Raw genomic sequence first — 20162 nt, 5'->3', positions numbered from 1 at the left:
TCCAGCATGCCGAAACCTGGAATGGACTAACTTGATTGTGCTCACATCCACTGCCCCGCCCCGCCTGACGGCCGTGACCCTCATCGCAATGTCCTTGATTTGCGGGCTTGCCGGGCTCACCGCGACCCCCGCGAGCGCCGAGGCTGCCACGAATGGGCCTAGCGGTATGAGCGGGGAGCCGACGAACATCCACGATTTCTTCTATGTCAGCGGGCTCACCGTGCTACCCGCTCCGCAGATCGGGCCGGAAGGCGGGGACCTGACCCTGGAGTTCACGATGAAGAACGTCAGCACCGCCCCGATCACCTCGAGCCTCCGGTTCTGGCTCGACAATGCGATCAACCTGCCCGTCCAGACGCTCGACACGGTCGAGGTTGCCAACCTCGCACCGGGGGAGACACGCACCATGAGGGCAACCTTTGAAGATGTCGGCCAGTGGACCTTCTTCCGAGGCCACGTGACGATGACTCCGCCCGTGGACATCGCTGGCACGGCTCTCTGGTCGCTGACCCGCGACTCGTTCACGCTCATCCTGCCGTGGTTCCTCACGGCGATGCTCGTGCTCCTGGCAGCGCTCGTCCTGGCGGTGCGCCAGTTGCTTCGGCTCCGCCGGTCGCGACGCCCACTGCCCGACCTCGCACTCGGCTACGGGCCGGTCACATCGTGACGGTTGCCACAACGCTCCGGCGACCGAAGCTGCCAACGCCGCCGCGGCGCATGCCCGTGCCCCCGCGCGCATTCGTGGTGCTGAGCGCACGCGAGCAGGCCATCCGCACCACGCTCACGATCGTTGCCGTGCTCATCTTCGGCTTTCTCGCCAACCTCACGATTTTCGGCCAAGTGCAGCACTTCGTCTCGCAGCAGCAGCTGACGAACTCGCTGCGAGCAGAGCTCGCTCAGGGCACGGCCCCGGTCAGCGAGGGCACCGTGGACCAGGTTCTGCTCGAGGCCGGAGCCCCAGTGGCGCTGATCGACATTCCCTCGATCGGGGTGCACGAGGTGGTCGTCGAAGGAACCGACTCCGGTACCCTGCGTGCCGGACCGGGCCACCGCCGCGATACCGTGTTGCCGGGCCAGGCCGGCTACAGCGTCATCATGGGCCGCGCCGCTGCCTACGGCGGCCCTTTCGCCCGACTGCAGGAGTTACGACCGGGGCAGCAGTTCACCGTCATCACCGGGCAGGGCCGTCAGGAATTCTCCGTTCTCGGCGTTCGGTACGCGGGTGACCCCATGCCGGCTCCCCTCGGCGCGGGGAAGAGCCGCCTGATCCTCGTGACGGCTCGCGGCCCCGCGTTTGTGCCGAGCGGGATCGCCCGGGTGGATGCTGAGCTCGTTTCGGAAACGAAACCGGCGGGCGTCCGAGCGACCACATTCGTGACCCTGCCTGCCGTCGACCGGGAGCTCGCCACTGACACCAGAACGGTGTGGGCGCTTGTGTTCGCCTTGCAGTTCCTGCTGCTGGTCGAGCTTGCCGCCGTGTGGGCCTATCGACGCGTCGGCCTCCGCAAAACCTGGACGGTTTTCCTCCCCGTCGTCACCGTGGGCGGCCTGTTCGTGGCCGACCAGGTGGTGCGCCTGCTTCCGAACCTGCTGTAGAAACGATGGAGTCCATGAACGACGAAATGATCAACGCTGACGCGACGCAGGTGCTGCCGCTACGGAAGGCGCCACGGCGGCGAGAGAGCAGGCTGCGCCCGCCGGCTCGATCCGCCGTGCCGACCCTGACGAGTCGCCTGTCCGTGCCGTGGCGCAAACGCCCGGCCGGCCAGGACCTGTCCCCGGAAGCCCCGGGCCACGCGGCTGTGGGGGACCTCGCCCCACTGGCCACCCTCGAAGGCCGCAACGTTTCCGCCTGGTTCGGCGAGCGTCAGGTTCTCGACCGGGTCAACCTCGTGATGCCCGCGGGCGTCATCACCTCGCTGATCGGGCCGTCGGGCTGCGGCAAGTCGACGTTCCTGCGCATCCTGAACCGGATGCATGAGCTCGTTCCCTCCGCAAGCCTGGCCGGAGAGGTGCTCCTCGACGGCGTAGACATCTATGACCCGGAACGCAAGCTCGTCGACGCCCGCAAACACATCGGGATGGTCTTCCAGAAGCCCAACCCCTTCCCGGCGATGTCGATCTACGACAACGTCATCGCAGGCCTCACCCTCACCGGCCAGCGTGCCCCGAACGACGAGAAGGACTACCTCGTGGAGAGCTGCCTGACCAAGGCCGGCCTGTGGAAGGAAGTGCGGGACCGTCTTCGGGAGCCGGGCGGCGGGCTCTCCGGCGGCCAGCAGCAACGCCTGTGCATCGCCCGATCCCTGGCGGTGACTCCGCGCATCCTGCTCATGGACGAACCGTGCTCGGCCCTCGACCCCACGTCGACGCGGGTGATCGAGGAGACCATGCTCGAACTCGCCCGGGAGGTGACCATCGTGATCGTGACCCACAACATGCAGCAGGCGCAGCGCGTCTCGCAGAACTGCGCCTTCTTCCTCGCCGCTCAGGGCACGCCCGGCGGGATCGTGGAACACGGACCCACCGACGCCATGTTCGGCAACCCGATCGACCCGCGCACCGCGGACTACGTCAACGGCCGGTTCGGGTAACGATCGGCGGCCTGGGATCTGAGAACCGGCCGGAAACTGGGGGTCAGCTTTTCCCCTCCGGGCCGCCTGGCCGAATTACACTGAAGCATGACTTCCGCTGGCTATGCCGAGATCGAGCGCACTTTCGACGTCAACCCGGCGACGACGCTGCCGCCCCTGCACGACCTGCCGGGCGTCACCCACGTGGAGCCGCCCGTCGAGCACCACCTCGATGCCCTCTACTACGACAGCATCGACTTGGTCCTCGCCAGCCGGCGGCTGACCCTGCGCCGCCGCACCGGGGGAGTTGACGCCGGCTGGCACCTCAAGCTCCCGGTCGCCGTTGACGAGCGTCGCGAGATTCGGGAGCCGCTGGGCGAGCACCCGGAGCACATCCCGGAGGCCATCCTCAACCTTGTGCGCGCGGTGCTCCGCGGCCGCACACTGGTGCCCGTGGTGCGGCTGCGCACCCGACGCACGGTGCACGAACTCGTCGGCGAGGACGACCAGGTGCTCGCCGAGGTGTGCGACGACGAGGTGCAGGCCGACCGGCTCGCGCCGGAGCCGCTCAGCCAGACCTGGCGGGAATGGGAGGTCGAGCTCGTGCACGGCTCCCGCGACCTGCTCGACGCCGCCCAGGTGCGGCTCGCGTCGGTCGGCGTGGAGCCATCCGGAACCCCGTCCAAACTTGCCCGCGCCCTCGGCGACGCTCTGCCGCCCTTCGTCACGGTCCCAGTACCTCGGCCGACCCGCAAGAGCTCCGCCGGTGCCGTGCTGCTGAAGTACGTGCACGAACAGGTGCGGGCGATCGGCACTCAGGATGCCCGGGTCCGAGAGAACGACGTGGACGGCGTGCACCGGATGCGCGTGGCCACCCGCCGCCTGCGCTCGGTCCTGTCCACTTACCGGGACTGTCTGGACACCGCGGTCACCGGGCCTCTCCGCAACGAGCTGCGCTGGCTGGCCGGCTCGCTCGGCGCCGCCCGGGACGCGGAGGTGATCCGGCAGCGCCTCGCCCACCGGCTCGGGCAGGAACCGGCCGAACTCGTCGTGGGTCCGCTGACGGAGCGCATCGACGAACATTTCGCGGCGGTCATCCGGGGTGCCTGCAGCCAGACCCTCGCCGCCCTCGACTCCGAGCGGTACTTCCGGCTGCTCGACACACTCGACGCCGTGCTGGCCGCCCCGCCGCTGCTCCCTCCGGCGGACAAGCCCGCGAGCATCGTCATCCCCGAACTGATCCGCGCGGACTGGAAGCGGCTGCGCGCATCCGTTTTCCTGGCGCAAGGCACCCCGTCGGGCGCTGTGCGCGACGAGGCGCTGCACGAGGCGCGCAAACGGGCCAAGCAGCTGCGCTATGCGGCCGAGACGGCCACGCCGCTGCGGCGCAGCCGAGCGGTGCGGCTCGTAGCCGCGGCCCGGCAGGTGCAGGACACCCTCGGCGACCATCAGGACAGCGTCGTCGCCCGGGAGAAGCTGCTCCGGCTCGGCATGGCCGCGTACCTGCAGGGTGAGAACGCCTTCAGCTACGGTCGGCTACACGCCGTGGAACAGAACGGGGCCGCCGCCGTGGAGGCGCGTTTCTTCCGCACCTGGCGGGACTTTCCCAAGGCCTCGATCGCGAAATAACTCAGTCGAAGCCGAGGCTGAGCTTGCGCAGCAGGGTCGCGAGACCGGCCTGCTCGCTCGGCGACAGCATGGCGAGCAATTCGGCCTCGGCGTCGACCAGCCGGGTGATGGCGGCATCCACCCGGGTGAGCCCGGCCGGGTTCATCCCCACGAAAATGCCGCGTCCGTCATTGGGGTCCGTGCGCCGGGTGACCAGCCCGCGCTCGACGAGCCGGTCGATCCGGTTGGTCATCGTGCCGCTGGAGACCAGCGTCTGCTGCAGCAGGGCCTTCGGGCTCAGCTCGTAGGGTGCCCCCGCGCGGCGCAGCGCCGAGAGCACGTCGAACTCCCAGGAGTCCAATTCTGAGCGGGAGAACGCGGTGCGGCGGGCGCGGTCCAGGTGCTTGGACAGACGGGCCACGCGCGACAGCACCTGAAGCGGTGCGAAGTCGAGGTCGGGCCGTTCGCGCAGCCAGGCGTCAACGATCCGGTCGACTTCGTCATGTGCGGGCATCCGTCTATTATCCCGCTCGGGCACGCCAACCGGCGCAGGAGCGCGTCCCAGGAGCGCCGGGGCGCGCTATCGGCGCGATATCTGGCAGACTTGTCACCGTTGGTCGGCCCGCGGTCGACGAATTCCGCCGTGGTGTAATGGCAGCACGACAGCCTTTGGAGCTGTTAGGTCTAGGTTCGAGTCCTGGCGGCGGAGCACTGCATGGCGTCACCATCCGGTCTTCCCCGGGCGGCTCCACCGAAGCTAGAGGAAACCCCGTGACTGATTCCCGACTCGCAATCGTCGTGCTGGCCGCCGGCCAGGGCACCCGCATGAAATCAAGCACTCCGAAACTACTGCACGAGTTGGCCGGTCTGCCCATTCTCAGCCATGTGCTGGCGACCTCCCGCGCCCTCGAAGCGGCACATGTCGTCACCGTGGTGCGCCACGAGCGCGACCAGCTGGCCGCCCTCGTCGGCAAGGACCTGCCCGAGAGCCTGATCGTCGACCAGGACGAGCTGCCCGGCACCGGACGGGCCGTGGAGCAGGCCATCACCGCTCTCCCCGATGACTTCGAGGGCGACGTGCTCGTGGTCAGCGGCGACGTGCCGCTGCTCAACGCGGCCACGCTGGCCAGTTTCGTCGCCGCGCACCGCGACCGGGACGTCTCGGCCACCGTGCTCTCTTCCTTTCCGGAAGATGCCACCGGCTATGGCCGCATCGTGCGCTCCGAAGAGGGCGCCTTCGACCGCATTGTCGAGCAGAAGGATGCGACGGCCGAGGAACGTGCCATCTCCGAGACGAACGCCGGGGTCTACGTCTTCCGCGTAGCCGAGTTGCGCGAGCAGCTGGCCAACGTCACCACCGAGAACGCGCAGGGAGAGAAGTACCTCACCGACGTGGTCGGGCTGCTGCGCCAGGCCGGGGCTGAAGTGCGGGCCGTGCCGGTCGCCGACGCCTGGCTGGTGGCCGGCATCAACGACCGGTCCCAGCTCAGCGAGACCGCGCGCCAGCTGAACGGCCTCATCGTCTACGGCTGGCAGCTGGCCGGCGTGACCGTGCAGGATCCTGCCACCACCTGGATCGACCTCAAGGCGAAGCTGGCTCCGGATGTCATCATCCGGCCGGGCACGCAGATCCTCGGTTCGACCGTGATCGAGACCGGTGCCGTGATCGGCCCGGACACCACCCTCCTCGATTGTGAAATCGGCGAGAACGCGGTGGTGAAGCGCACGGATGCGACGCTCGCGGTCATCGGCGCCGGCGCATCCGTCGGTCCGTTCGCCTATCTGCGCCCGGGCACGAATCTGGGCGCTGACGGCAAGATCGGTACCTTTGTCGAGACCAAGAACGCGACCATCGGCGTTGGTAGCAAAGTGCCGCACCTCAGCTACGTCGGCGACGCGACCGTGGGAGTGGGATCGAACATCGGGGCCGGCACGATCTTCGCTAACTACGACGGTGTGACCAAGAACCACAGTGAGATCGGGTCCCACGTGCGCACCGGGTCGCACAACGTGTTCGTCGCGCCGATTAGGATTGGGGACGGGGCGTACACGGGTGCCGGAACAATCGTCCGTAAGGACGTGCCGGCCGGGGCCTTGGGCCTCACCGTGGCCCCACAACGCAATATGGACGGCTGGGTACAGACCAACCGCCCAGGAACCGATGCGGCGGCGGCTGCGGCAAAGAGTGGAGACTAGGTGTCTGGAATCAAGACCAGCGGCGAAAAGCGACTTGTATTGGTTTCGGGGCGAGCACACCCGCAACTGGCACTGGACATCGCCACGGAACTTGGTACCGAACTCGTTCACACCGACGCACGCACCTTCGCGAACGGCGAGATCTACGCGCGATTCGATGAGAGCGTGCGCGGCTCGGACACCTTCGTGATCCAGTCGCACACCGACCCGATCAACGAGTGGCTGATGGAACAGCTGATCATGGTCGACGCGCTCAAGCGGGCCTCCGCCAAGCGCATCACGGTCGTGGCGCCGTTCTACCCTTACGCCCGCCAGGACAAGAAGGGCCGCGGCCGCGAGCCGATCTCGGCCCGGCTGATCGCCGACCTGTTCAAGGTCGCCGGAGCCGACCGGATCATGGCCGTCGACCTGCACGCCGCCCAGATACAGGGCTTCTTCGACGGCCCCGTCGACCACCTCTTCGCCATGCCCGTGCTGCTCGAGCACTTCAAGGAGAAGCTCGACCCGGCCACCCTGACTGTCGTCTCGCCCGACATGGGCCGCGTGCGCGTCGCCGACATCTGGAGCGACAAGCTCGGCGCCCCGCTGGCCATCATCCATAAGCGTCGCGACCCGAAGGTCGCCAACCGGGTCTCCGTGCACGAGATCGTCGGCCAGGTCGAGGGTCGCGTCTGCCTGATCGTCGACGACATGATCGACACCGGCCGCACAATCGTTCTCGCCGCCGAGGCCCTGCGCGCCGCCGGCGCGATCGGCGTCGTCGTCGCCGCCACCCACGCCGTGTTCAGCCACCCGGCGCTGGAGCTGCTGCAGAATCCCGCGATCTCCGAGGTCGTCGTCACCGACACCCTGCCGATCCCCGAGGAGAAGCGCTTCCCCACGCTCACCGTACTGCCGATCGCGCCGCTTCTGGCACGGGCCATCCACGAGGTCTTCGACGAGGGTTCCGTCACCTCGATGTTCGAGGGCGCCGCATAGCCGCGGGCCCTTCGCACAGCGAACCCCGGCCGGTCGTCGACGGATGTCGGTGACCGGCCATCAGTCTGTCGGGGCTCAGTCCTGATCGGGACCGGGTCTACACCGGCATCTCGGTGCTGGGCGCCCGGGGCGCCGAGGGAATGATGCCGAGCGGCACGACATACGTCTCGCGCTCGTTCAGATCGATCGCGTAGCACTGCCAGCCGAAGCCGCCCGGACCGTTCAGCTCGAAGCGGGCGTCGAAGTCGACGGCGCCCGGATAGTACCGAGCCGTGGCCACGCTGCACGCATTGGCGGCCGTGGTCGTTGCCACCTGCACGCTCGTCAGGATGCTGGGCACGATCAGCGCCACGAGCCCGAGCACGACGACGATGCGCATGATCAGGAGGGTGCGCGGACTGCGCAGGGGCCGGCCGGCATCCAGCGGCTCGTAACCGGAGAGTTCGGGGTGGTCGTCGCTCGTCATCAGGCTCCCAGTATCGCAAACAAGGCTGCTTCGTGCTGAACCTCCCCAACAGTCGCCCCAGCGGACGACTGTTGCCGGTGTGCGGGCAACAGTCGTCCGCTGCGGCAACGTTTGTTCCGCCGGGAGCGACGCGGCCACCCCTCCCCAGGCTCCCCGGGCCGCGCGGGCCCCACGGAACACGGGGGAGCGGCACCGTAGCCGCTTCACACCGCGAACCTCGGCAGATGGCTGACGCGCGAATCGACGAGCACACCGGGCTGTACCTCTCGGGCGGGGCCGCCGCCACAGAGTCAGACGACCGGCACTTTCGGCGCGAGGCGCAGTTCGGGAGGAGTGCACTACGGCTACGCCGCGGTGTCTTCACCACGACGGAACACTGGGGGCCGCTCCCACCGCGACAGAGGCACCTCGCCGAGATCCGCGCGGTCGTCGCCACGCGAATGCGCGACCCTCTGATCAGCCATCAATCGGCGGCGGCCGTGTGGGGGATTCCCCTGGCCGAGGCCTGGCCGAGCACGGTGCACGTGCTCGCACCACCGCAGTCCCGGGCGCGGAGCAAGAATGGCGTGACGGTCCACCGCATCGACGTTCCCGACGGTGACATCGTCGACATCGACGGGATGCTCGTGACCAGTCCCGCGCGCACCCTGCTCGACCTGGCGCGCACCAGGAGTTTCGCCACAGCCGTCGTCGCGATCGATCATGCCCTCAATCCGCGAAGTGCATCCCCGGAGGTCTTCCTGACGGACGAGGTGCTGCGCGAGAAACTCCAGGAGTCGGTGTCGCCCCGGGGGTGGGTGAAGGCGGAACGGGCCATCCGCTTCGGACGGCCCAATGCGGACAACCCGGGTGAATCGCTCAGTCGTGTGGCGATCTTCGAGCTGGGCTTCCCCGATCCCCTGCTGCAGACGTGCCATCGCAACCCTCGCGGCGGCTTCTACTTCACCGACTTCGAGTGGCCGGCCTATCGTCTGATCGGGGAGTTCGACGGGCAGGGCAAATACCTGAAGGCGGAGTATCTCCGGGGACTCACGCCCGGGGAGGCGGTCACCCGGGAGAAGGTGCGCGAGGATGACCTCCGCTCGGAAGGCAATCGCATGGCCCGCTGGGGTCCCTCCGATGTGCGCCAGCGCGGGTCGCTCTTGCGCATCCTCACAACCGCAGGCCTCCCGGTCCTCCGATAATCTGCCGGCTGACACACAGGTGTTGCCAGCGCATAAAACTGTTGCCGGAGCGGACAACTGTTGCCGGTGTGCGGGCAACACTCGTCCGCTCCGGCAACAGTTGCGGCACCGGAGGAGCGGCTCTAGAGCGAGGAGCCCTCGGTCTCGATCTCGCTGCGGTCCCCCGACCACAGGGTATGGAAGGTTCCGGGCATGTCGACGCGCTCATAGGTGTGCGCGCCGAAGAAGTCGCGCTGGCCCTGCACGAGTGCGGCGGGGAGCCGTTCACTCGCGAGCGAGTCGAAGTAGCTGAGCGCCGACGCGAAGCCGGGAACCGGGATGCCCGACAGTGCCGCCGTCGAGACCACGCGGCGCCACGCCGACTCGCCGTCGGCGACGGCCTGGGCGAAGTACGGGTCGGCGAGCAGGGAGGCGATCGACGGGTCGTTGGCGTAGGCGTCGACGATGCGGTTCAGGAACTGGGCCCGGATGATGCAGCCGCCGCGCCAGATCGTGGCGATGGCGCCCTTGTCCACGGTCCAGCCGTACTTCTTCGCACCGGCGATGATCGCGTCAAAGCCCTGGGCATAGGCAACGACTTTCGACGCGTAGAGCGCCTGGCGCACGTCGTCTTGGAAGGTGTGGCCGACGACGGCGATTTCCGGGCGCGCGGTGATGGCGGCGCGCACGGGGACGCGCTGCTCCGGGTGGCTGGACACGGCGCGGGCGAAGACGGCCTCGGCGATGCCGCCGACGGGCACGCCCAGGTCGAGCGCGTTCTGCACGGTCCACACGCCGGTGCCCTTCGAGCCGGCCTCGTCGAGCACGACATCGATGAATGGCAGGCCGGTCTTGGCGTCGACCTGGCGCAGCACCTCGGCGGTGATCTCGATCAGGTAGCTCTCGAGGTCACCCTCGTTCCACTCGGTGAACACATCGGCGATGGCGGCGGGGGAGTGCCCGGTCACCTTGCGGAGCAGGTCGTAGGCCTCCGCGATGAGCTGCATGTCGGCGTATTCGATGCCGTTGTGGATCATCTTGACGAAGTGACCGGCGCCATCCGTGCCGATGTGAGTGACGCAGGGGACGCCGTCGACGACGGCTGCGATCGATTCGAGGATCGGGCCGAGGGTCTTGTAGGCCTCCACCGAGCCGCCGGGCATAATGCTGGGGCCCTTGAGGGCACCCTCTTCGCCGCCGGAGATGCCGGCCCCGACGAAGTTCACGCCCGTGGCGCGCACCTCTTTCTCGCGGCGGATGGTGTCCTGGAAGTCGGCGTTGCCACCGTCCACGATGATGTCGCCGGGCTCGAACAGGGTGGTCAGTCGGCTGATCACAGCATCCGTGCCCGCACCGGCCTGCACCATGATGATCGCGGTACGCGGCTTCTGCAGCGACGCCACGAACTCCTCGATGGTCTCTGAGGCGACGAAGCCGGCCTCGGGGTGCTCGGTCGTGAGCAGGCGGGTGCGCTCGGGGGAGCGGTTGAACACCGCCACGGTGTTGCCCGCACGGCTGGCCAGGTTGCGGGCGAGGTTCGAGCCCATCACCGCCAGTCCCACTACGCCAATGTTTGCCTGTGCTGCGCCGGTTTCGGCCACGTTTGCTCCTTCAGCTATCTGTTCTCAGAACTCCTTCAAGGCTAGTCGCTCGGCCCATGGCCGTGACGTGGAGTGACGCGGGCGGCGCCGGTGACGGATGCCGCTGCGCGCGTTCGCCGCGCGCCGTCGCCTCCGCTAGACTTACGAGTTGAACTTCGGCGAGGGCTGCCGCCCGCCGGGAAACCGAGGGTGCGGCATCCGTTATCGACGCGGCGGAATGCTTCACGGCCTTTCCTCACGCTGACACGCGTTCGAGTTGAAAATGAACCAGTACCCACCTTTGCGGGCATCGTCCGCAAACCAGATCTGGGCCGTAGCGGTCCGCAAGGAGAAACACCATGGCTGACGCCACCAACAAGATTGTCGCCGACCTGCGCGTGAAGTTCGGCAAGGGTGCTGCCCGCAAGCTGCGCGTGCTGGGCAAGATCCCCGCCGTCATGTACGGCCACGGCACCACCCCGGTTCACGTCGCGCTCCCCGCGCACCAGATCGGCCTGCTGCTGCGCCGCGCGAACGCAGTCCTCGAGCTGGACATCGACGGCAAGAGCCACCTGACCCTGGTCAAGGACGTCCAGAAGGACCCGTTCCTCCAGATCATCGAGCACCTCGACCTGATCGTCATCCGCAAGGGTGAGAAGGTTCAGGTCGAGGTTTCCGTGCACCTGAACGGCGAGTCGGCCCCCGGCACCATCGCCGACCTTGATACCAAGACCCTCCTGCTCGAGGTCGAGGCCACCAGCATCCCGCAGAACCTCCCGGTCTCCATCGAGGGCCTCGAAGACGGCGACCAGATCCGCGCGAAGGACGTCGTGCTCCCCACGGGCGCCACGCTCATCTCCGACGAAGACGCCGTCGTCGCGTTCGTGCACCTGCCGGCCGAGGAAGAAGAGGAAGAGGAAGAAGAGGCCGAGGCCGCCGAGGGCGACGCCGAGGCCGCTCCCGCCGAGTAGTCATCCCCTTCTGGTTTCGTCGTAAGCGGAGGATTCCCCTGGACGACAATCTTTGGCTCGTAGTCGGGCTCGGCAACCCCGGGCCCGACTACGCCGGTAATCGACACAATGTCGGCCACATGGTGGCTGCCGTGCTCGCCGACCGCCTGTCGGCGGCTTTCAGGAACCACAAAACGAATTCGTCGGTCGCCGAGGGGCGCAGTTTCCCCGGGGGGCCGAAGCTGGTGCTGGCCAAGCCGAACACGTTCATGAACGTGTCCGGCGGGCCGGTGGCCGCGCTGCTTCGCTTCTACTCGCTGGAGCCCGCGCACCTGATCGTCATCCACGACGACCTTGACCTCCCGTTCGACACGATGAAGATCAAGGTCGGCGGCGGCCACGGCGGCCACAACGGCCTGCGCGACATCATCGCCGCAGCGGGTACGAACGAGTTCATCCGCATCCGCGTCGGCATCGGGCGCCCGCCTGGCCGGCAGCCGGCCGCGGACTTCGTGCTGCACGACTTCACGTCCTCGGAACGTTCGGCTCTGCCCAACCTGTTGACGGATGCCGCCGACGCGATCGAACTCATCGCAGCCGAGGGCGTCACTGCCGCGCAGCAGAAGTTCCACGCCCCCTGATTCCCCTTGATCGCCCGGGTTGGCTGTCAGCTGGGTTGCGTAGAATGCTCCGGTGACTCTCCAGGGCTTAATTGCCACACTTTCGCGCGCCTCCACATTCGACAATGCCCTCGCCTTCGCGAACCGGAACGTCGATTTCTCTCTCACCGAGGGGCTTCGCGCCCCGCTGCTCGCCGCCCTGCTCGAGCAGCGCACCCGGCTGGGCAAGGCCCCGGCCCTGCTGCTGATCACCGCCACCGGGCGGGAGTCGGAATCGCTGCATGAGAACCTTGCCTGCTTCGCCGCCGACGCCGAGATCATCGACTTCCCGGCCTGGGAGACGCTGCCGCATGAGCGGCTCAGCCCCAGCGCCGAAATCGTCGGCAAGCGCCTCTTCGCCCTGCGACGGATGCGCGAGTGGGAGGAGAGCGCCCCGGCCGCCCGACGCCCCCTGATCGTCATCGCCTCCGTGCGCGCCGCGCTGCAGCCTGTGGCCGACAACCTCACCGACTACGAGCCGATCGACCTGGTCGCCGGCCAACGTGGTCACGACCTCTCCGCCATCGCACGTGAGCTCGTCAACGTTGCCTATGCCCGGGTGGACATGGTCACGCGGCGCGGTGAGTTCGCGGTTCGCGGCGGCATCCTCGACGTCTTCCCGTCGATCGCCCCGCACCCTTTCCGGGTGGAGTTCTTCGGGGACGAGGTCGAGCAGATCCGCGCGTTCTCGGTCGCGGACCAGCGCTCCTTTCCTGCCCCGGTCGACTCGGTGAGCCTGCCGCCGAGCCGCGAGCTGCTGCTCAGTCCCGCCGTTCGGCAGCGGGCCCGCGAGATGCAGCACGAGTTCCCGAGCCTGTCCGGCCTGCTCGCGAAGATCGCCGAGGGCATCCCGGTCGAGGGCATGGAGAGCCTCGCACCTGCTCTCGTCGACCGGCTCGTGCCGATCACCCACTATCTGCCCGCGGAGGCGGCCGTCGCCGTCATCTCGCCCGAGCGCGTCGCATCCCGGGCGATCAGCCTGGCCGAGACCAACCGGGAGTTCCTGGGCGCGGCGTGGAGCGCCGCGACCGCGGGCGCCGAGGCGCCGATCGACCTGGAGTCGGGCGACTTCCTCACCCTCGGGCGGCTGCGGGAGGCCGTGCAGTTCAGTGCGCCCGGCGCCCCGGCGTCCGCGCACGTGTGGTGGACCCTGAGCTCCTTCCAGGCGGCGCCGACGGATGCCCCGGTGCTGCCCGAGCACCGGGAACTCGACGACCTGCTCACGGTGCGGGTCGAGGGCGACGCCGTGCCGAGCTTCCAGGGCAGTGTCGAGGGCGCCGTCGGTCACCTGGCCGAGCGGCTGAAGGCCGGCTGGACCGTCGGCATCGTCGCCCAGGGTGCCGGGCTGGTCGAACGCGCCGCCGACGTTCTGGCCGAGCGGGAGCTGCCCGCCCGGATCGTCACGGAATGGCCGAGCCGACCCGAGGTCGGTATCGCCTACCTGCTGAAAGCATCCGTCGACCACGGTTTCGAACTGCCGGAGGCGAAATTCTCCCTGGTCAGCGAGTCCGAATTCTACGGCCGCACCGTGGGCTACGACGCGCGCCAGGTGAAGAAGCTGGCCAGCCGGCGCAAGAACGTCGTCGACCCGCTGCAGCTGAAGGCCGGCGACCACGTCGTGCACCAGACCCACGGCATCGGCCGGTTCATCGAGCTCACCCAGCGTGAGGTCTCCAGCGGCGGGCGCAACCCGGTCAAGACCAAGCGTGAATACCTCGTGCTCGAATACGCGCCGTCGAAGCGCGGGCACCCGGGTGACAAGCTCTACGTGCCCACCGACCAGCTCGACCTGGTCAGCCGCTACGTCGGCGGGGAGGCGCCGACGCTCAGCAAAATGGGCGGCAGCGATTGGTCGGCCGCGAAGACCAAGGCGCGTCGTGCCGTGCGGGACATCGCCGTCGAACTCGTCAAGCTCTACTCCGCACGGATGGCCAGCAAGGGCCACGCGTTCGGGCCGGACACCCCCTGGCAGCGCGAGTTGGAGGAGGCGTTCCCGTTCGCCGAGACGCCCGACCAGCTCACCACCATCGACGAGGTCAAGGCCGACATGGAACGGCCCATCCCGATGGACCGGCTGCTCTCCGGCGACGTCGGGTTCGGCAAGACCGAGGTGGCCGTGCGCGCCGCCTTCAAGGCGATCCAGGACGGCAAGCAGGTCGTCATGCTGGTGCCGACGACCCTGCTCGTGCGCCAGCACATGGAGACGTTCCAGGAGCGCTTCGCCGGATTCCCGGTGCACCTGCGCGCGCTCAGTCGATTCCAGACCGAGAAGGAATCCCGCGAAACCATGGCGGGCATGCTCGACGGCACCGTCGACCTCGTGATCGGCACCCACCGGCTGCTGTCGGACTCCATCGTGTTCAAGGACCTGGGCCTCGTGATCATCGACGAAGAGCAGCGCTTCGGCGTGGAGCACAAGGATGCGCTGAAAAAGCTCAAGACCAACGTGGATATCCTCGCGATGAGCGCCACGCCCATCCCGCGCACGCTGGAGATGGCGGTCACCGGTATCCGGGAGATGTCCACCCTGGCCACCCCGCCGGAGGACCGGCACCCGATCCTCACCTTCGTCGGACCGTACTCCGACCGCCAGGTGGCCGCGGCCATCCGGCGGGAGCTGCTGCGGGAGGGCCAGATCTTCGTCGTGCACAACCGGGTGTCCAGCATCAACCGGGTGGCCGCGAAGCTGGCCGAGCTCGTGCCGGAGGCGCGGATCGCCGTGGCGCACGGCCAGTTGCCGGAGGCACAGCTGGAACAGGTCGTCGTGGACTTCTGGGAGCGCAAATTCGATGTGCTGGTCTCGACGACGATCATCGAGACCGGCCTGGACATCGCCAACGCGAACACGATCATTATCGACCGCGCCGACAAGTTCGGGCTCAGCCAGTTGCATCAGCTGCGGGGGAGGGTCGGCCGCGGCCGGGAGCGCGCCTACGCCTATTTCCTCTACGACGAGAACAAACCGTTGACTGAGATCGCCCACGACCGGCTGTCGACCATCGCCGCGAACAACGAACTGGGCGCCGGCATGCAGGTGGCGTTGAAGGACCTCGAAATCCGCGGCGCGGGCAACCTGCTCGGCGGCGAGCAGGCCGGGCACATCGCCGGGGTCGGCTTCGACCTTTACCTGCGCATGATCGGCGAGGCCGTGAGCACCTTCCGCGGCGACGTCGCGGAGGGCCAGACGGAGCTGCGGCTCGAACTGCCCGTCGACGCCCACATCCCCGAAGACTACGTCGACAGCGAGCGGTTGCGCCTCGAGGCCTACCAGAAGCTGTCCGCCGCAAGCTCGCCGACGGCCGCGAAGGACCAGATCGACCTGGTCCTCGACGAACTCACCGATCGCTACGGCGAGCCGCCCCAGCCGGTGCAGAACCTCATCCTGGTCTCCCGGCTGCGCTGGCTGGCCCAGCAGGCCAGTCTCGGCGAGGTCGTCGCGATGGGTTCGAACCTGCGCGTGTCGCCGGCGAACCTCGCCGACTCGATGCAGGTGCGCCTGCAGCGCATGTACCCCGGGTCGCGCTACTTCACCCAGAACGGTGCGCTGACCGTGCCCATGCCGCGCATCAACGGGGAACCGCTCGGGGATGCGGCGCTGATCGCCTGGGCCGGCAACCTGCTCGACGCTCTCTTCCCGCGTCCCGTCGTCGCGGTCGCGTAGCCCGCCGCGGCCGGGTGGCCCGTCGCGATCGCGTGACGAGTGGCCGTGGGTCCGAACCGTCTTTCAGCGGTTCCGTCCCGAACGAATTCGACGGAGATTCTGTCCAAATCGAACGTAAACACACCTAGAGAGCGCTCTTTCGAGAAAATCTCCGTCGAATTGGTACGACGCCGGATACTCCACTCAGGTCTCCGGTGCGCCGCTGCCAGGCATCGGGCGCAGGATCGCGGCGGTGGCCCGCAAACGGCTCCGGGTACCCACGATGAACACTGAGTCGCCTACCCGGCGCTCGCCGGCCACCGTGAGCTCCGGCCGCATCCCGATGCCTGGCAGCGGCAACTCCGTGAAAATCATGGCGCCGGCATAGACCGGGGCTGGGGCTCCTCACGGGACGGATCAGGCCCCGCAGACTCCGTCAATTCCGGGCGATTAGAGTTGTCGCGTGTCCTTTACAGAGAATCCCACCGTCCCGGCATCCGTCCCGGCATCCGCCTCCAATCTCGACGAACTCGTGCGCGTGGTGGCTCTCCTGCGTGCACCGGGCGGATGCCCGTGGGACGCAGAGCAGACCCACGAGTCTCTGGTGCAGTACCTGACCGAAGAGACGCACGAGCTGATCGAGGCGATCGAGTCGGGCAGCCGCGACGAGATGCTCGAGGAGCTCGGCGACGTGCTCTACCAGGTGGTCTTCCACGCCGACCTCGCTGCGCACACCGCGGGCGAAGACTTCGACATCCACGATGTCGCCGCGCATATGACCGCGAAAATGGTGGGGCGGCATCCGCATGTCTTTGGCGACCTGAACCTGGAAACGGCCGACGACGTGGCCCTCGCTTGGGATGATTTCAAGGCCGCGGAGAAGCCCTCCCGCACGAGCGTGCTCGACGGGATCCCGCAGGGTATGCCGGCGCTCGCGCTCGCCGACAAGGTGCTCGGCCGAGCCCAGAAGATCGGGCTGCTCGGCACCGAGGCCGCGTTCCCGCTTCCGATCGAGACCGAGGGCCAGCTCGGCCCGCTGCTGCTGGCCATCGTGTCTGCGGCCAAGAGTCAGGGGCTCGACTCCGAACGTGCCCTGCGCACGGCCCTCCGCGGTCTGCAGGACGAGATCCGCGAGGCCGAGACGACGGATGCCGGCGACGTTGCCGACGCCGGCATCATCGGCCTGCCCGGCTGAGGCCTGCCCGGCTGAGGCCTGCCCGGCTGAGGCCTGCCCGGCTGAGGCCTGCCCGGCTGAGGCCTGCCCGGCTGAGGCCTGCCCGGCTGAGGCTTGCGCGGCTGAGGCTTGCGCGAAGGCCTGCGCTGAGGCCACGCGGCGGTGCCGACAGGGCGGTGGCGGAACAGTCCAACCATGAGCCAGACATCTGTCAATGGTCTTCTGTCCGCTCAGATCGGTGACGAATTCGATGCCTCGCAGCAGTTCATCGCCATCGCCGTCTGCTTCGCATCGCCCTGGCGCTGGCCCAGGAGAAGCAGGTCACAGCGCAGGCCGAGGAAGTGGCCTGGATGTCCACCCTCCTGACCATCGTCAGGGCGCCGGTGACAACCACTTCGACATCTTGCACTACATCGCATGAGAGACCGTGTCGGGCGTCCCGGCGGAAATCGACGGGCCGACCCGAACTGACACAATTGGGGCTATGGCAACACCAGTGACCCCTCCCCGCGGCATGCGCGACTTCCTCCCCGCCGACAAGGCGTCCCGGGAACACGCACTGGCCGTGATCCGGCGAAGCTTCGCGGCGCACGGCTTCGACGAGATCGAGACCCCGGTGATGGAAGACGCGGCCCGACTGCACTCCGGGCTCGGCGGCGACAACGAGAAACTCGCCTTCGCCGTGCTGAAGCGTGGGTTGAAGCCGACGGATGCCGCGGCCGCCGCCGCATCCGGCGACCTGCTCGGGCTGGCCGACCTGGGCCTGCGGTTCGACCTCACCGTTCCGCTCGCCCGGTTCTACGCGACTCACCGGGCGGAACTTCCGACGGTGTTCCGGTCCATCCAGATCGCGCCGGTCTGGCGGGCGGAGCGTCCGCAGAAGGGCCGCTACCGGCAGTTCGTGCAGTGCGACATCGACATCATCGGCGAGTCCGGCCTGCTTGCCGAGATTGAGCTGATCACCGCGACCGCCGCCGCGCTCGACGCCCTCGGCCTGACCGGGTGCTCCATCCGCGTCAACGACCGCCGCATCCTGACCGCCCTGCTCGCCCATTGGAGCGTGGCTCCCGAGCTGAACGAACGCGCGCTGATCGTGATCGACAAACTCGACAAGATCGGCGTCGACGGGGTTGTCACGGAGCTCGCCGGCCTGGGCATCGCCACCGACGGCGTGGCCGATACCCTGACCCAGATCGCCGATGCCGGCTGGACGGCCGCCGAGCCGACGCCGCCGGCCTGGCTCAACACGGACGCCTTCGCCGACCTGCTCGCGCTGCGCGCCGCGATGCCCGAGGTTCGGCTCGTGTTCGACCCGACCCTCGTGCGCGGGATGGGCTACTACACCGGCACCATCTTCGAGATCTCACACCCCGATCTCGGCTACTCCCTCGGCGGCGGCGGCCGGTACGACGGCATGATCGGCCGCTTCCTCGGCACCGAGGTGCCGGCCTGCGGGTTCTCGATCGGGTTCGAGCGCATCGTCGACCTGTTGGGCGTGGATGCGGCATCCGCTGAGAACGCCGTCGTACTGGTGTACAACAAGGGAACAGACCCGGCCCGGCTCGTGGCGCTCAAGCGAACACTGGTCGAACAGGGCCTCCGGGTGCGCCTCGAACAGCGCACCAAGAACGTCAAGGCGCTGCTGGAACGCGCGGCCGGAGCCGGTTACGGGCGCTACTCGTTCGTCGGGGCGGATGCCTCCGGCGCGGGCGAACTCGATTTCCGTCCCCTCGGCGGCTGAGGCCAGTCGCTAGACTGTTATGGGATTGGAACACGGCGCTGTCTTCCTCGATTCCTTCAGACCAACACCCCAACAATTAAAAAATATAGGAAACAGGAGATAGCTGTGGCTCTCATTGAGGCAGTAGTAGCGCGCGAGATTCTTGACTCCAGAGGCAACCCGACCGTTGAGGTCGAGGTATTGCTTGATGACGGTTCGGTCAGCCGTGCCGCCGTTCCGTCCGGCGCATCCACCGGTGCGTTCGAGGCTTACGAGCTGCATGACGGCGACAAGTCACGTTATCTGGGCAAGGGCGTCCGCAAGGCCGTTGACGCTGTCATCGACGAGCTCGGCCCGGCAGTCGAGGACCTCGACGCCGCTGACCAGCGCATCATCGACGCCGTCCTGAACGAGACCGACGGAACCGACAACAAGCACCGCGTCGGCGCCAACGCTATCCTCGGCGTCAGCCTGGCCGTCGCCAAGGCCGCCGCGACCTCGGCCGGCCTGCCGCTGTTCCGCTACCTCGGTGGCCCGAACGCACACACCCTTCCGGTCCCGATGATGAACATCATCAACGGAGGCTCCCACGCCGACAACGACGTGGACATTCAGGAATTCATGGTCGTCCCACTCGGAGCCGAGTCCTTCGCCGAGGGCCTCCGCTGGGGCACCGAGACCTACCACGCCCTCAAGGCGCTGCTCAAGTCCAAGGGCCTCTCTACCGGCCTCGGCGACGAGGGTGGATTCGCCCCCAACCTGCCGAGCAACCGTGCCGCTCTCGACCTCATCGTCGAAGCCATCCAGAACGCCGGCTACACGCCCGGCAAGGACATCGGTCTGGCGCTCGACTGCGCCGCCTCCGAGTTCTACAAGGACGGCGTCTACCACTTCGAGGGCAAGGAACTCACCGCCCTGGAGCTGTCCGCGTACTACGTCGAGCTCGTTGCGGCCTACCCGCTCGTCTCGATCGAAGACCCGCTCGAGGAAGACGACTGGGACGGCTACGTTCACCTCACCGCCGAGCTCGGAGACAAGGTCCAGATCGTCGGCGACGACCTCTTCGTGACCAACCCGGTGCGCCTTGCCAAGGGCCTGGCCCTCGGCACCGCGAACTCCATCCTGGTCAAGGTCAACCAGATCGGCACCCTGACCGAGACGCTTGACGCGGTGTCCCTCGCGCAGCGCGCCGGATACACCGCCGTCATCTCGCACCGCTCCGGTGAGACCGAGGACACCTTCATCGCCGACCTCGCGGTTGCGACGGATGCCGGCCAGATCAAGACCGGAGCACCCGCCCGCAGCGAGCGCGTCGCGAAGTACAACCAGCTGCTCCGCATCGAGGAAGAGCTGGGCGAGGCCGCCGTGTACGCGGGCCGCTCTGCCTTCCCGCGCTTCAAGGCGTAGTTCGACTGGAGCTCTCGGAGCGCGGGTTCACCCCGCGGCTTCGGGAGC

18 protein-coding genes and 1 tRNA gene are annotated in these 20162 nt (G+C 67.9%); 15 read left to right on the top strand and 4 right to left on the bottom strand.

The genetic code is table 11. The features are described from left to right. The first annotated feature begins 73 nt into the window (after window positions 1-73). The 4 genes from E3O54_RS12625 (at window position 74) to E3O54_RS12610 (ending at window position 4202) form a co-directional block, all read left to right on the top strand. On the top strand, window positions 74-667 hold the full coding sequence (locus tag E3O54_RS12625) for a hypothetical protein (protein ID WP_134401716.1): 594 nt from the start codon (window positions 74-76) through the stop codon (window positions 665-667). Window positions 668-723: 56 nt separating this feature from the next. Further along, window positions 724-1596: a sortase gene (locus E3O54_RS12620; RefSeq protein ID WP_241973039.1), complete on the top strand. Its 873-nt coding sequence runs from the start codon at window positions 724-726 to the stop codon at window positions 1594-1596. A gap of 224 nt (window positions 1597-1820) precedes the next feature. Continuing rightward, window positions 1821-2594: a phosphate ABC transporter ATP-binding protein gene (locus E3O54_RS12615; RefSeq protein WP_198411492.1), complete on the top strand. Its 774-nt coding sequence runs from the start codon at window positions 1821-1823 to the stop codon at window positions 2592-2594. Between the two features lie 87 nt (window positions 2595-2681). Beyond that, entirely contained in the window at window positions 2682-4202 is a 1521-nt protein-coding gene (locus tag E3O54_RS12610; RefSeq protein WP_134343490.1) for a CYTH and CHAD domain-containing protein, read from the top strand. A gap of 1 nt (window position 4203) precedes the next feature. On the opposite strand, the gene E3O54_RS12605 is transcribed toward E3O54_RS12610, so the two are convergent. After that, entirely contained in the window at window positions 4204-4695 is a 492-nt protein-coding gene (locus E3O54_RS12605) for a MarR family winged helix-turn-helix transcriptional regulator (protein ID WP_104100822.1), read from the bottom strand. A 123-nt stretch (window positions 4696-4818) separates the two neighbouring features. On the opposite strand from E3O54_RS12605, the gene E3O54_RS12600 reads away from it, so the two are divergent. The 3 genes from E3O54_RS12600 (at window position 4819) to E3O54_RS12590 (ending at window position 7355) form a co-directional block, all read left to right on the top strand. Further along, window positions 4819-4890, top strand: a tRNA-Gln gene (locus E3O54_RS12600). A gap of 62 nt (window positions 4891-4952) precedes the next feature. Next, entirely contained in the window at window positions 4953-6377 is a 1425-nt protein-coding gene (gene glmU, locus E3O54_RS12595) for a bifunctional UDP-N-acetylglucosamine diphosphorylase/glucosamine-1-phosphate N-acetyltransferase GlmU (RefSeq protein ID WP_104100823.1), read from the top strand. Beyond that, complete coding sequence (locus E3O54_RS12590) at window positions 6378-7355, top strand: ribose-phosphate diphosphokinase (RefSeq protein WP_104100824.1); 978 nt, start codon at window positions 6378-6380, stop codon at window positions 7353-7355. A 97-nt stretch (window positions 7356-7452) separates the two neighbouring features. Here E3O54_RS12590 and E3O54_RS12585 read toward each other — a convergent pair whose 3' ends face one another. Continuing rightward, window positions 7453-7821, bottom strand: a complete 369-nt coding sequence (locus tag E3O54_RS12585) for a hypothetical protein (RefSeq protein WP_134401715.1) — start codon at window positions 7819-7821, stop codon at window positions 7453-7455. Between the two features lie 224 nt (window positions 7822-8045). Here E3O54_RS12585 and E3O54_RS12580 point away from each other — a divergent pair, with 224 nt between their 5' ends. After that, window positions 8046-9005: a hypothetical protein gene (locus E3O54_RS12580; RefSeq protein WP_134343489.1), complete on the top strand. Its 960-nt coding sequence runs from the start codon at window positions 8046-8048 to the stop codon at window positions 9003-9005. A gap of 122 nt (window positions 9006-9127) precedes the next feature. Here the strand turns inward: E3O54_RS12580 and gndA are convergent, their stop codons facing one another. Beyond that, window positions 9128-10531: an NADP-dependent phosphogluconate dehydrogenase gene (gene gndA, locus E3O54_RS12575; protein WP_241976894.1), complete on the bottom strand. Its 1404-nt coding sequence runs from the start codon at window positions 10529-10531 to the stop codon at window positions 9128-9130. Window positions 10532-10923: 392 nt separating this feature from the next. Here gndA and E3O54_RS12570 point away from each other — a divergent pair, with 392 nt between their 5' ends. Genes E3O54_RS12570 through mfd form a run of 3 tightly spaced genes read left to right on the top strand, consistent with a single transcriptional unit; the run spans window position 10924 to window position 15834 of the window. Continuing rightward, on the top strand, window positions 10924-11535 hold the full coding sequence (locus E3O54_RS12570) for a 50S ribosomal protein L25/general stress protein Ctc (protein ID WP_134343487.1): 612 nt from the start codon (window positions 10924-10926) through the stop codon (window positions 11533-11535). Window positions 11536-11573: 38 nt separating this feature from the next. Further along, window positions 11574-12155 carry an aminoacyl-tRNA hydrolase gene (pth, locus tag E3O54_RS12565; RefSeq protein WP_134401713.1) on the top strand — a complete coding sequence of 194 codons (582 nt, stop codon included), beginning with the start codon at window positions 11574-11576 and terminating at the stop codon, window positions 12153-12155. Between the two features lie 52 nt (window positions 12156-12207). Continuing rightward, window positions 12208-15834 carry a transcription-repair coupling factor gene (gene mfd, locus E3O54_RS12560; RefSeq protein WP_134401712.1) on the top strand — a complete coding sequence of 1209 codons (3627 nt, stop codon included), beginning with the start codon at window positions 12208-12210 and terminating at the stop codon, window positions 15832-15834. 183 nt (window positions 15835-16017) lie between these two features. Here mfd and E3O54_RS16410 read toward each other — a convergent pair whose 3' ends face one another. After that, window positions 16018-16188, bottom strand: coding sequence for a hypothetical protein (locus E3O54_RS16410; protein WP_166785378.1), 171 nt, complete (start codon window positions 16186-16188; stop codon window positions 16018-16020). An 88-nt stretch (window positions 16189-16276) separates the two neighbouring features. Here E3O54_RS16410 and E3O54_RS12555 point away from each other — a divergent pair, with 88 nt between their 5' ends. From E3O54_RS12555 to eno, 4 genes are all read left to right on the top strand, one after another. Continuing rightward, window positions 16277-17008, top strand: coding sequence for a MazG family protein (locus E3O54_RS12555; protein WP_134401711.1), 732 nt, complete (start codon window positions 16277-16279; stop codon window positions 17006-17008). Then, a complete protein-coding gene (locus E3O54_RS17390) occupies window positions 16962-17186 on the top strand; it encodes a Cys-every-fifth RiPP peptide CefA (RefSeq protein WP_370247874.1) in 225 nt (74 codons plus the stop codon). Before E3O54_RS12555 ends, E3O54_RS17390 begins: the two co-directional genes overlap by 47 nt. Before the next feature lie 285 nt (window positions 17187-17471). Further along, entirely contained in the window at window positions 17472-18728 is a 1257-nt protein-coding gene (hisS, locus tag E3O54_RS12550; protein ID WP_134401710.1) for a histidine--tRNA ligase, read from the top strand. Window positions 18729-18833: 105 nt separating this feature from the next. Further along, complete coding sequence (gene eno / locus E3O54_RS12545; RefSeq protein ID WP_104170826.1) at window positions 18834-20114, top strand: phosphopyruvate hydratase; 1281 nt, start codon at window positions 18834-18836, stop codon at window positions 20112-20114. The last annotated feature ends 48 nt before the right edge of the window (window positions 20115-20162 follow it).

Source organism: Cryobacterium sp. TMT2-4 (assembly GCF_004402575.1).
Lineage (GTDB): Bacteria > Actinomycetota > Actinomycetes > Actinomycetales > Microbacteriaceae > Cryobacterium > Cryobacterium sandaracinum.
This window is presented reverse-complemented; position numbering and strand designations above follow the sequence as displayed.

What these genes read in the sequence shown, in the direction of transcription:
- hisS (WP_134401710.1), top strand. Translation starts at nt 17,472, where the DNA reads ATGGCAACACCAGTGACCCCTCCCCGCGGCATGCGCGACTTCCTCCCC.
- gndA (WP_241976894.1), bottom strand. Translation starts at nt 10,531, where the DNA reads ATGGGCTCGAACCTCGCCCGCAACCTGGCCAGCCGTGCGGGCAACACC.
- E3O54_RS17390 (WP_370247874.1), top strand. Translation starts at nt 16,962, where the DNA reads ATGCCGGCGACGTTGCCGACGCCGGCATCATCGGCCTGCCCGGCTGAG.
- E3O54_RS12610 (WP_134343490.1), top strand. Translation starts at nt 2,682, where the DNA reads ATGACTTCCGCTGGCTATGCCGAGATCGAGCGCACTTTCGACGTCAAC.
- E3O54_RS12580 (WP_134343489.1), top strand. Translation starts at nt 8,046, where the DNA reads ATGGCTGACGCGCGAATCGACGAGCACACCGGGCTGTACCTCTCGGGC.
- E3O54_RS12605 (WP_104100822.1), bottom strand. Translation starts at nt 4,695, where the DNA reads ATGCCCGCACATGACGAAGTCGACCGGATCGTTGACGCCTGGCTGCGC.
- E3O54_RS16410 (WP_166785378.1), bottom strand. Translation starts at nt 16,188, where the DNA reads ATGATTTTCACGGAGTTGCCGCTGCCAGGCATCGGGATGCGGCCGGAG.
- E3O54_RS12570 (WP_134343487.1), top strand. Translation starts at nt 10,924, where the DNA reads ATGGCTGACGCCACCAACAAGATTGTCGCCGACCTGCGCGTGAAGTTC.
- E3O54_RS12585 (WP_134401715.1), bottom strand. Translation starts at nt 7,821, where the DNA reads ATGACGAGCGACGACCACCCCGAACTCTCCGGTTACGAGCCGCTGGAT.